Source organism: Haloferula helveola (genome assembly GCF_037076345.1).
GTDB lineage: Bacteria > Verrucomicrobiota > Verrucomicrobiia > Verrucomicrobiales > Akkermansiaceae > Haloferula > Haloferula helveola.
The window spans coordinates 612,579-624,943 of sequence record NZ_AP024702.1; the positions used below are offsets into that span (position 1 = coordinate 612,579).

The 12,365-nt window shown below is 62.5% G+C and carries 5 protein-coding genes; all 5 read left to right on the plus strand.

Going from position 1 to position 12,365, the window contains the following annotated elements:
• Positions 1-118 precede the first annotated feature (118 nt).
• The 5 genes from HAHE_RS02040 to HAHE_RS02060 all read left to right on the plus strand — a co-directional run bounded on the left by HAHE_RS02040 (position 119) and on the right by HAHE_RS02060 (position 12,313).
• On the plus strand, positions 119-4,021 hold the full coding sequence (locus tag HAHE_RS02040) for a glycoside hydrolase family 2 TIM barrel-domain containing protein (protein ID WP_338688155.1): 3,903 nt from the start codon (positions 119-121) through the stop codon (positions 4,019-4,021).
• A gap of 11 nt (positions 4,022-4,032) precedes the next feature.
• Positions 4,033-5,208, plus strand: coding sequence for a galactokinase (galK, locus tag HAHE_RS02045; protein WP_338688157.1), 1,176 nt, complete (start codon positions 4,033-4,035; stop codon positions 5,206-5,208).
• 66 nt (positions 5,209-5,274) lie between these two features.
• The gene (locus HAHE_RS02050; RefSeq protein WP_338688159.1) at positions 5,275-7,122 is read left to right on the plus strand and encodes a DUF1592 domain-containing protein; all 1,848 of its coding nucleotides are present in this window, start codon (positions 5,275-5,277) and stop codon (positions 7,120-7,122) included.
• A 19-nt stretch (positions 7,123-7,141) separates the two neighbouring features.
• Complete coding sequence (locus HAHE_RS02055) at positions 7,142-8,548, plus strand: DUF1552 domain-containing protein (protein ID WP_338688160.1); 1,407 nt, start codon at positions 7,142-7,144, stop codon at positions 8,546-8,548.
• 81 nt (positions 8,549-8,629) lie between these two features.
• Positions 8,630-12,313, plus strand: coding sequence for a glycoside hydrolase family 2 TIM barrel-domain containing protein (locus HAHE_RS02060; protein ID WP_338688161.1), 3,684 nt, complete (start codon positions 8,630-8,632; stop codon positions 12,311-12,313).
• Positions 12,314-12,365 lie beyond the last annotated feature (52 nt).

The following is a 12,365-nucleotide window of genomic DNA, read 5'->3' on the forward strand; positions in this document are numbered from 1 at the left end:
CCCGGTCCTCCGGGCGGGTTTTTTTGTGTCCGCCAGCCCCCGGGGTGACCCACTTCCCCTTTGCCTCGCCCTCCCGAATCCATCAGGATTCCGCCCGACCCCGCCCCAAACCCGACCGATGAAGGTTCTTCCTTACCTGCTCCTCCTGACCCTCCCTGTCCTCGCCCAACCCGACGCCCCGGTTTGGGAAAACCAAGCCATTTTCCGAATCAACAAGGAAGCGCCGCGGGCGACATCAGTGCCCTACCCTGAACGGGCGGAGCTGCTGAAAAAGAAGCCGGAACCCACTCCTTGGGTTCAATCGTTGAATGACCGTTCGGGTGCCTTACCTTCCGGAGGAGAAAGCATCGAAGGCGAATGGAAGTTCCACTATGCCGGCACTCCGTCCGCGGTTCCCGAAGGCTTCGAAAAGCCCGGGTTCGACATCAGCGCCTGGCCAAGTATCCCGGTTCCCTCGAACTGGCAGCTCCATGGCTACGGCGTGCCGCTCTACACCAACTCGGAGTATCCGTTCAAAGCCGACCCGCCACGGGTAATGGGCACCCCGCCCGGACACTTCACCAACTTTCCGGAAGACGAACGCAACCCGGTCGGATGCTATCGCCGCAACTTCACGGTCCCGAAGGATTGGGAGGACCGCGAAACCTTCATCGTGTTCAACGGAGTCGACTCCGCATTCCACCTGTGGATCAACGGCGAACATGTCGGATATTCCCAGGACTCCCGAACCCCTGCCGAATTCAATATCGGCAAGTTCCTCAAGTCCGGCGAGAACACGCTGGCCGTGCAGGTGTTCCAGTATTCGGACGGATCTTATCTGGAAGACCAGGACATGTGGCGGCTCTCCGGCATTTTCCGCGACGTCTATCTCTGGTCATCCGCCTCCCTGCAGGTCCGGGATATCTGGGTCAAGGCCGGGCTGGCCGACGACTACCGGACCGGAACGCTCGAGGTTGAAGTCGAAGTGCGGGATCTCTCCGGAGAGCAGCCCGCGGGAAGTGTGGAATTCGAGCTTCTGGGTAGCGACGGCAAGACCATCGCGAGCGCCTCGTCGAAACTCTCCGGTGGCACCCTTTCGCTCAAACCTGACCGCCTGCCCGACATCGAGCCTTGGTCCGCGGAGATTCCGAAACTCTATGCCTACCTGCTCACGCTGAAAAACGCCGATGGCGAAGTGCTCGCGATCCACCCGGGGCAGACCGGCTTCCGGAGGAATGAAGTGAAAGACGGCAACTTCCTCCACAACGGGAAACCGATCCTGTTCAAGGGAGTGAACCGGCACGACCACAATCCGCGAACCGGGCACTACGTAACGCCGCAGGATATGATCGCCGACCTCCTCGAGATGAAGCGCTCCAACATCAATGCCGTGCGCTGCTCCCACTACCCGAACGAACCGATCTTCCTCGAACTTTGCGACCGCCTCGGATTCTACGTGATCGATGAGGCCAACGTCGAAACCCACGGCATGGGCTGGGGTCCCGATGCGAATCCCCTCGCCAAAGACCCGTCATGGGGTCCCGCTCACCTCGATCGGATGAAGAACTGTCTGGAGCGCGACAAGAACCATCCCTGCGTCGTGATGTGGTCGATGGGCAACGAGGCGGGTGACGGCGTGAATTTCCAAGAGATGTCGAAGTGGATCCGCGAGCGCGACCCGTCCCGACCGGTCCACTACGAGCAAGCCCGTCAGCGCCCGCATGTGGACGTTTTCGCACCGATGTATGCCCCCGTTACCGAGAGCCTTCGCTACGCGAAAGAGGAAGCGAAGAAGCCGCTGAACGAACAGCGCCCCATGATCCAGTGCGAATACAATCACGCGATGGGCAATTCTTCCGGCAATCTTGCGGAGTATTGGGAAGCCTTCCGTTCCGAACGCCTGCTCCAGGGCGGATTCATCTGGGATTGGAAAGACCAAGGGCTTTTCTCCATCAAGCACGCCTACGACGCCGTGGAGGACCGCTCCGGCAACGGGCACAAGACCGCACTGTTGGGCTCCCTCTCCACAGATGAAGGGCTCTACGGTGGCGGCTTGACCGCATCCGACTCCGCAAAGCTCGGACTGACGGAATCCGTCACCCTGCATGTTGAGGCGCGAGGCAATTTCGGCGGTGCCCGTTCCCAAGGTGGCGGCGACAACAACCGCAACGCGTCGGACGGCTACCCTCTGCTGACCAAGGGCGACACCGCCTACTCGCTGAAAATCGATCCGTCCGGAAGCAATCTCGAGTTCTTTGTCTACACCGACAACTGGCAGACCCTGAGGGCGCCCCTTCCCGAAAATTGGCGAAGTGAGTTCCACGATCTGGTCGGCACCTACGACGGGGCGAAAATGACCATCCGAATCGATGGAAAGGAGGTCGCCAGCAAACCCACTTCCGGCCGGATCAATGTCAATGGCTTCGATCTGGGTGTCGGACTTAATACCGAGAAGCCAACCCGCCGCTTCGATGGGTCGATCCGGCGCGCGAGGGTCTACGCGAAGGCTCTCGGTCCTTCGGCTGATCCGGCCAAGCAACCCGCACCGGTGATCGATCTCCGCTTCACCGAAGATGCTGCCAAGAAGAAAACCCGTCCCTTCTACGCATACGGAGGCGACTTCAACGACCGGCCGAGCCAGCGCTCATTCTGCCTCAACGGCATCATGATGCCGAATCTCACGCGGAACCCCCACCACGCCGAGGTCTGGAAGGTCCATCAGGAGATTCACACTTCCATGATCGATGACTCATCCCCGAACCTGCAGGTGAAGATTCTCAACGAGCGGTTCTTCCGCCCGCTCGACGACGTCTCCGCCCTATGGGTGCTCTTGAAGGACGAAGAAATGGCTGCCTCCGGAAAGCTCGAACTGCCCCCCGTCGAACCGCAATCGACCCACGAGGTGACCATCCCGACCGGAGTCAAACCCACGGACGATTCCGCTTGGACCCTCCAGATCCGTTTCGTCCGCACGACTGCAACCATGGGAGTTCCGAAAGGCGGCACGATCGCCCTCGACGAACACAAACTGCCATGGGGCAAACGGACCCCACCGGAGGCTCTCCCCTCCGAGGGTGAGATAACCTTTAAGGACGGGGATGACGGGATCACCATCGCTGGCGAGAGATTCGAGGCAGCCGTGGATCGATCGACCGGAATGCTCGAGTCTTGGAAGACCGGAGCGACTCAACAACTCGCGAGCCCGATGCAGCTGGATTTCTGGCGACCGATGACCAACAACGACGAGGGAGCCGGATATCCGTCGAGGCTGTCCGCTTGGAGCGAAGCAGGCGCGAAGGCCAGCGCCACTTCGGTTGCGGCAGAAATGCGCGACAACGCCTGTGTCGTGAAGTCAGACATCGAAGTCCCGGTGGGCAATAGCACGGCAACCCTCGTCTGGAAGTTCCTGCCATCGGGTCAAGTCGAGGTCGAAGCAACGTTCCGACCCTCGGGTGGCAATCTCCCCATCATTCCGCGGGTTGGACTCAGGGCAGGCATCCCGTCGACGAACATCGACTGCCACTGGTTCGGCGCGGGCCCCGGAGAGAACTACGAAGACCGCCATACCGGCGCTTGGACCGGTGTCCACAGCAGACCCGTCAGCGGCTTTTTCCACAATTACCTCGATCCCCAGGAAGCAGGCCTGCGCACCGGCGTCCGCTGGCTGGAGATTACCCCGCGCTTCAAAGGAACCGGTCTCAGGGTGGACGCGCTCGGGGAACAACTCCTCCAGATGGCGGTTCTACCCTGCGACCCGCTGCAGCTTGAACTCGCACGTCACAGTGTCGACGTTCTTCCGGGTGACATCTACACGATCCGGATCGACTGCCGCAACATGGGTGTCGGCGGAACCAACTCGTGGGGACAGCAACCGCTCGAAAAGTACCGCATCAAGCCAGAAGGCGAGTTCCGCTGGTCGTTCCGCCTGTCTTCGCAGGAAGCGGACCCGACCCGGCACGGACGCGGCATTTATCGGAAGCCCCCCGGCTTTGAATCGACCGATCCGTCCGCTACCGAAGAACCTTCGTCCGAGGAGAACTGACTTTCCTTCCCATGCCGCTCCAACTCAACACACCTCTCGCCGATCTCGCGGCCGACGCCGCCTCGGAACTGCAGGAACGCTACGGCGTCGAACCGACCGTCACCGCCGCGGCCCCCGGGCGGGTCAACCTGATCGGCGAACACATCGACTACTGCGACGGGTTCGTGATGCCCTTCGCCATCGATCGCTACATCGTGGTCGCCGCGGCGGCGAACTCCAGTCGTGAGGCCCATATCGTTTCATGCGGCGAAGAGCCGGTCACGCTGAACCTCGACAAGAAGAAGGAGCCGGGACAGCCGAAGTGGGCGAACTACATCCGTGGAGTGATCCGCGGGTTCCAGGACCGCGGCCATACGATTCCCGGTTTCGATGCTACGATCGTCTCGTCCGTTCCGCTCGGCGCGGGACTTTCGTCCTCCGCCGCCCTCGAGTGCGCGACAGCGACCCTTCTCGAGGGACTGCTCGATACGGTGCTCGACACCAAGGAGAAGGCTCTCCTGTGCCAACGCGCCGAGCACGACTTCGCCGGCGTCCCCTGCGGCATCATGGACCAGTTCGCCTCCGCCTTCGGTCAAGCCAACCGGCTGGTCCTGATCGATTGCCGTTCGGGCGAACCCGAGCTGGTTCCCTTCGGAAATCCCGACCTGACGGTCATCGTCGCCAACACCAAGGTGCACCACGAACTGTCCGACGGCGGCTATGCTTCAAGGCGCAAGAACACCGAGGACGGACTGGCAGTGATCGGCAAGAGCACGTGGCGCGATGTGACGATGGCCGATGTCGAAGCGAACTGGGAGCGCCTCGGTGATCCTGTGAACCGCCGCTCCCGCCACGTGGTCGGCGAAATCGCCCGCACCATCGCCGCGGCCAAGGCACTTGAAGCGAATGACTTCGAGGCTCTTGGCCCGCTCATGGCCGCCAGCCACGAATCCCTGCGCAACGACTTCGAAGTCTCCTGCAAGGAACTCGACACGATGGTCGAGATCGCACGGGCGATCGGACGGGCAGGCGGTGTGATCGGCGCACGCATGACCGGCGGTGGATTCGGTGGCTCGACCGTTACCCTCTGTGAAAGCACCCGCGTTGAATCGATCGCGGAAACACTGGAGAAGGAGTACCAGAGCGCGACCGGCATCGCACCCGAGATCTTCGCGTCACGACCGTCGCTGGGAGCCCATCTGCTTTGACCCGCGGATCCCGGAGCGGCCACGATCCCTTGAAAACTCGGCCACCGGGGCCACGTTTTCAGCGCCATGCGCCCGCTCCTTGTCATCGCCCTCGCCATCGCGGCGAAGGCCGACGATTTCGCCACCAAGGCGGTGCCTTTCCTCGAAAAGCACTGCTACGAGTGCCATGGAGCGAACGACCCGGAGGGCGGCGTCGAGGTCCACGGGTTGACCTCAACGGACTCGGCATTTCGCCACCATGAGTTCCTCGACAAGATCGCGGAAGCGGTGCGCTGGGAGGACATGCCGCCCGAGGAGGACGTCGACGAGTTGCCGTCCGAGGACGAGCGGAAGGTCTTCCTCGCCGAGATCGACCGCGTCCGCAAGAAGCTCGCCAAGGGCGACTTCCCCAGAAAGGCGGGCCGACCGACGATCCGTCGCCTGAACCGCGACGAGTATTCCTACACGGTCCGCGACCTGTTTGGTGTCGACTTCCTCGCCGGCCAGGGGTTCCCCGCCGACGGCGCCGGCGGCTCCGGCTTCAACAACACCGGGGACGCGCTGTTCGTGCCGCCGGTTCTGCTCGAGAAATACCTCGGCGCCTCGCGGAAGGTGGTGAAGTCACTCTACGGGTCACCCAAGGACCTCGATAAGATCCTGCTGTCGCGTCCGGACGACAAGAAACCACCGGAACAAGCCGCCCGCGAAAACCTCACCATCCACGGCTCTCTCGCGTTCCGGCGACGGATCACCGACGAGGAAACCGACCGCTTCATCAAGCTCTTCAAAACGGCGAAAGAGCGCGGCGACTCGTTCGAGGAAGCGATGCGCGCCCCTCTCCAGGCTCTTCTCGTCCATCCCTCGTTTCTATTCCGCGTCGAGCACGACGAACCGGGCAAGGCCGAGTGGCGGCTCAACGACTTCGAACTCGCCGTCCGGCTCTCCTACTTCTTGTGGGCATCCATGCCCGACCGGGAGCTGTTCCGTCTGGCCGACGAGGGAAAGCTGTCGCAGCCCGAGGTCCTTCGTCAGCAGACGCTGCGCATGCTCGATGATCCGCGGATCGAGTTCTTCGCACGCCACTTCGGTGGCCAGTGGCTGGGTTTCGATGAGTTGCGGGAAACGGCGAATCCGGACACCGACCGCTACCCCGAATTCACACCCTCGCTCCGGGTCGCGATGTACCGCGAATCGGTCGACTTCCTGAAACACGTCATCCGCAACAACCGGCCGGTCCTCGAACTCATCGATGCCGACTACACGTTCCTCAACAGTGAACTCGCCCGCCTCTATGGAGTTCCAGGCGTTTCGGGAGACGAGATGCGCATGGTCCGGCTCAAGGACCGCAACCGCGGCGGCGTGATCGGGCAGGCGTCGATCCTGACCGCGACCTCGATGCCGCTCCGGACGAGCCCGGTGAAACGCGGCGTGTGGATCCTCGACAACCTGCTTGGAACACCGCCACCTCCCCCGCCCCAGAATGCGGGGGTGCTCCCCGCCGATGACCGCTCGGCGGAAGGGCTCTCTTTCCGCAAGCAACTCGAACTCCACCGCGACAAGGCCGGTTGTTCCGGCTGCCACTCGAAGATCGACCCCCTCGGTTTCGGGCTCGAGAACTTCGACGCCATCGGCCGCTGGCGCGACAAGGACGTCAACGGGCAGCCGGTTGACTCCCTCGCCGTCATGCCGGGCGACATCACTTTCTCGACGCCCGCCGAGCTGAAAGACCTGCTGCTCACCAGCGACGATCTTTTTCTGAAGAACATCGCACGGAGGATGCTATCCTATGCCCTCGGGCGGCAACTCGAGTACTACGATGAACCCGTCATCACCGAGCTCGTCGACCGGCTGAGAAAAGACAAACTGAAGGCCCGCTCGCTGGTCCTCGCGATCGTCGAATCCCACCCTTTCCAACACCGCAGCGCGACCCGCTAGCACCCACCCCGATTCCGCCATGGCAAATCTCCAATCCCAACGCTGGCTTCTGCCCCGCCGGTCTTTCCTCCGCGGCGCCGGCGCCACCCTCGCCCTGCCGTTTCTCGATGCGATGCGCCCGCTGATGGCAGCCGGAACCGGCACGGCCGCACCGGTTCGACTCGGGCTCCTCTACATGCCCAACGGCGTGCGGTCCGACCGCTGGACCCCCGACGGCAAGGGCGGGTCGTTCGAGCTTTCACCGATCCTCAAACCTCTGGAGGCCCACAAGCAGGACCTGCTGGTATTGACCGGCCTCCAGAACAAGGCGTCGTTCACGGGCGACGGCCACTACGTCAAGACCGGCGGCTGGCTGACGGGCACCACGATCTCGAAGACGACCGGCTCCGACATTTCGGCCAACGGCATCTCAATGGACCAGATTGCCGCGCGGCAGATCGGCCGCGACACCAAGCTGCCGTCCCTCGAGCTTGGAACCGAACCGGTCGCGACCGGGATCGACCGCAACGTCAACTACACGCGGCTCTACGCCTCCCACATCGCATGGAAGGCCGCCAACTCTCCCCTGCCTTGCGAGATCAATCCGCGCATCGCCTTCGACCGCCTCTTCCGCACCCGCTCCGCCCGCGGCGAAAAGCAGGCGGCGGATGAGAAGTCCGTCCTCGACCTCGTTCGCGAGGACGCTCGCCGGTTGCAGTCGCAGCTCGGTTCCTCGGACAAGGCCAAGCTTGAGCAGTACCTCGAATCGGTGCGCGAGGTCGAACGCCGCATCGAGCAGGAAGCCAACACCCTCGGCGCCGGTGAAAACCTTCCACCGGAGCTGCTCGGCAAGATCTCGGAACTCGACAAGAAGATCTCGAAGGCGATGGGCAAGGCCTCGCGTGAGGAGGAGCTTAACTCGCGTCCGCGTTTCGACCACGGCGAGCACTGCCGCATCATGATGGACCTGATGGCACTGGCCTTCTGGTCGGACTCGACACGTGTCTCGACCTTCATGTTCGGCAACGATGTCACCGGCCGGAACTTCTCGTTCCTCGACGGAGTGAATGGTGGGCACCACGAGATTTCCCACCACAAGAACGACAAGGGGCAGCTCGACCAGTACGAGCGGATCAACCGCTGGCACGTCGATCAGTACGCCTACCTCCTCGGACGGATGAAGGAACTGAAGGAAGGTGACGGCACCCTGCTCGACCATTGCATGATCGGCTTCGGCTCGCCGATCCGCGACGGCAACAGCCACAATCCGCGCAACGTCCCGATCGTCATTTCCGGAGGCTCGAAGGCCGGGCTCAAGACCGGCCGGCACCTCGTCTATGACGACGGCACACCGCTCTGCCGACTGTGGCTTGGACTGCTGGAAAGGGCTGGTGCGGACGCCAAGTCGCTCGGTGATGCGAGCTCGCCACTCGCGAACCTCGGCTGACCTTCGCGACCGAAAAACGCAGGTTCCGCATTCCCCTTGTCCGGAGGTCCGGGGTGCCGTTGAATTCATGGCGCCCGTACCATGAAATCCATCCTGCCCCTGCTGCTCGCAGCACTCCCGTCAGTTGTCCAGGCCGCTCCCGATTGGGAGAACCAGAACGTCTTCCGGATCAACAAGGAAGAGCCTCGCGCGATCGCGATGCCCTTCCCCACCCGTGAGGGCGCCCTCACGAAGAAGCGACTCGAGTCACCGTGGTGCCAGATGCTCAACGGCGACTGGAAATTCCACTGGGTCGATCATCCCGAAAAGCGCCCCGCCGATTTCTTCAGGGCCGACTTCGACGACAGCTCATGGAAAACGATTCCGGTCCCCTCGAACGTCGAACTCCACGGCTACGGAACACCGATCTACTGCAACCATCCTTACCCGTTCCAAAAGGACCCGCCCCGGGTGATGGGCGAGCCGCCAAAGAACTTCACCGCCTACAACGAGCGCAATCCGGTTTCGTCCTACCGCAGGACCTTCACGATTCCGGACACATGGAAGGACCGCCAGACCTTCATCACCTTCAATGGCGTATCGTCGGCCTTCTACCTCTGGGTGAACGGCGAGAAGGTCGGCTACTCGCAGGACTCGCGGACCCCGGCGGAGTTCGACATCACGAAGTTCCTCAAGGACGGAGAGAACACCCTGGCAGTGGAGGTGTATCGCTACTCCGACGGGTCCTACCTTGAGTGCCAGGACTTCTGGCGCCTCTCGGGCATCTTCCGGGATGTCTATCTGCACTCGTCATCAGCACTCCAACTCCGTGATTTCTTCGTGCGGGGAGGCTTTGAGGACGATTATGCGACCGGACAGATGAACATCCGGCTCGACCTCCGCCAACCTGACGGGAAGCCGGCTCCTTGCAGCGCCACGGTAGAGGTCCTCGACACCGAAGGAAAGCCCATCGCACCACCCCTCGACTTCAGCTCGGCACAAACCGAACCGCTCCACATCTCGGGAATCGGCGGAGTGAAGCCGTGGTCCGCCGAGGAGCCCAACCTCTACTCCCTGCTGATCACGGTAAAGAACCTCGACGGAGAACCGGTCGACTACTACGCCACCCGGATCGGTTTTTCGCGAAGCGAGATCAAGGACGGCCAACTGCTCGTCAACGGCAAGCCGATCCTGATCAAGGGAGTGAACCGTCACGACCACCACCCGGACCTCGGGCACTACATCACCGAGGAACAGATGCTGGAAGATCTGCTGATCGCCAAGCGCAACAATATCAACGCGATCCGAACCTGCCACTACCCGAACGATCCGCGCTTCTTCGAGTTGTGTGACGAACTCGGCCTATACGTCTGCGCCGAGGCCAACATCGAATCGCACGGCATGGGCTACGGCCCGGAGTCACTTGCCAAGGATCCGTCGTGGGAAGGCGCCCACGTCGATCGCGTCCGGAACATGGTTGAAGCCTTCAAGAACCATCCGTCGATCATCCTCTGGTCGCTCGGCAACGAGGCGGGCGACGGCGTCAACTTCGTGGCCGCCTCGAAGTGGATCAAGGACCACGAGCCATCCCGTCCGGTCCACTACGAGCGCGCCGGACAGGCGGCCCACGTCGACCTCTACTCGCCGATGTATGCGGCTCCGCAAGGCTGCATCAACTACGCCCGCAACGAGGAGAAGAAGCCGCTCGATCAGCAACGACCGCTGATCCAGTGCGAGTATTCTCACGCGATGGGCAACTCTTCCGGCGGCATCGCGGACTACTGGGAAATCTTCAGGAAGGAGCGACTGCTCCAAGGCGGTTTCATCTGGGACTTCATTGACCAAGGCCTGCGGCAGACACGGCCCGTGCCGCCAACCGTCAACGACAGATCTCCTTCGAAGCTTCCCGTCGTACTCGGCGGTGAAGTCACCGCCGAAGCCGGCCTGACCCGCGGCAGTGCGACCGTCGCATCCGCAAAGCCGATCGAAATCACCGGACCATTCACGGTGGTGGCGGACATCACCCCACGCGGAAACGGTGGCAACAACGACATCGTCACCAAAAGCGACCAATCGTGGGCGCTGAAGATCAACGCCGGCGGAGACCTGGAGTTCTTCGTCTATCAAGGCACCTGGCATGCGGTCACGGCACCCCAGCCGGATGGCTTCGACGGCAATCCTCACACCCTCGCAGGCGTCTTCGACGGCAAGACCTTGAAGCTCGTGCTCGATGGCCGGGAAATCGCGTCGGCTCCATATTCCGGCGGGATTGCCCCGACCGACAAGCCGCTCGGAATTTCCACCAATGCCGATCATCCCGACCGCAGCTTCAATGGGGAGATCCGACGCGTCCGTCTCCATGCCGACGCGCTTCCGGTGAACCGCCTCGCCGCACCGGGTTCCGTCCTCGACATCGACTTCACCAAGTTCGCGGCATCCGGCGAGACCCGTGAGTTCTTCGCCTACGGCGGCGATTTCGGTGATGCGCCGAACGACGACAACTTCTGCTGCAACGGCATCGTCACCTCCGACCGCAAACCGACCCCGCAGCTCCCCGAAGTTGCCGCGGTTTACTCGGACGTTCGGATCGAGCTGATCGACCGCACGAAACTGCGCGTCCACAACGAGCGCTTCTTCAAAGACCTCGGCGACCTCAGGCTTTTCACCGGTCTGCTCACCAACGGCGACGGCTCGGTCGATCAGGAGATCGAACTGCCCGATATCACCCCGGGCGAATCCGCGGAGATCCCCGTTTCGATTCCGACCTTCAAACTCGCCGCGGGAGCCGAGGTGGCGTTCGCCGCGGAGATCCGCCTCGGAAGCGACACCAACTGGGCAAAGGCCGGCCATGTCGTCAGCCGCGCGCAGTTCCCGGTGGCAGGCAACGCCACAACTCTGCCACCTTCCGGTTCTTCCAAGCCCGCGCCGGAGATCGCCAGCAGGGAGGCGGGCATTTCCGTGATCTCGGGAGAAGGATTCTCCGTCACGATCAACGAGGAGACGGGCACCATCGACCAATTCCAGGCAAGCGGCCGCAACCTCCTCGCAGCCCCGCTCCACCTCAACTTCTGGCGCCCGCCCACCGATAACGATCGGGCGAATGGCTACGCCAACAAGTGCGGCGTTTGGCGCAAAGCCGGCGCCGGGGCGAAGGTGACTTCCGCAGCGATCGAAAGCGATGACCTCACGGTTGCGGCCAAGTTCGGCCTGTCGCTACCGGCGGGAAAATCGACCGCCAAAGTCATTTACATCATCGACGGTCATGGCCGGGTCTCCACACAGATCGAGGTCACGCCTGTCGGCAACGGACTCGGCCCGATCCCGCGCCTGGGGATGCAGTGCCGCCTTGTTCCCGAACTCAACACCTGGGGTTGGTATGGCCTCGGCCCTCACGAAACGATGCGAGACCGCAAAGCAGGAGGCATCCTGGGATCCTGGAGCGTGAATGTCGCCGACGCCTGGTTCCCCTACGTCGAACCACAGGCAACCGGCAACCGGACCGACGTCCGCCATGCGAGTTTCACCGATGCAAACGGCAAGGGGTTGGCGATCCGGGGAATTGGCGAGCCTCTGGAAATGTCGGCTTACCCGTTCGCTATGGATGACTTGGAAGGCCCGAAGCACCCGAGCGACATCCCGTCTCGTGACTTCATCACCCTGAATATCGACCACGCCCAGATGGGGGTGGGAGGCATCAATTCATGGGGGGCTTGGCCGCTCGGGGAATACCAGATCAAGCCCGCGGGTAAGCATGCCTGGAAGTTCGTGCTCGAGCCCGCTCGCTGAGGGCTGCGAGAAGTTCCGCATTTTGCATTGAACAGGAAGCGTGCCGGGGGCG

Coding starts and splice junctions, on each gene's coding strand:
- HAHE_RS02060 (WP_338688161.1), top strand. CDS start 8,630: ATGAAATCCATCCTGCCCCTGCTGCTCGCAGCACTCCCGTCAGTTGTC.
- HAHE_RS02055 (WP_338688160.1), top strand. CDS start 7,142: ATGGCAAATCTCCAATCCCAACGCTGGCTTCTGCCCCGCCGGTCTTTC.
- HAHE_RS02040 (WP_338688155.1), top strand. CDS start 119: ATGAAGGTTCTTCCTTACCTGCTCCTCCTGACCCTCCCTGTCCTCGCC.
- galK (WP_338688157.1), top strand. CDS start 4,033: ATGCCGCTCCAACTCAACACACCTCTCGCCGATCTCGCGGCCGACGCC.
- HAHE_RS02050 (WP_338688159.1), top strand. CDS start 5,275: ATGCGCCCGCTCCTTGTCATCGCCCTCGCCATCGCGGCGAAGGCCGAC.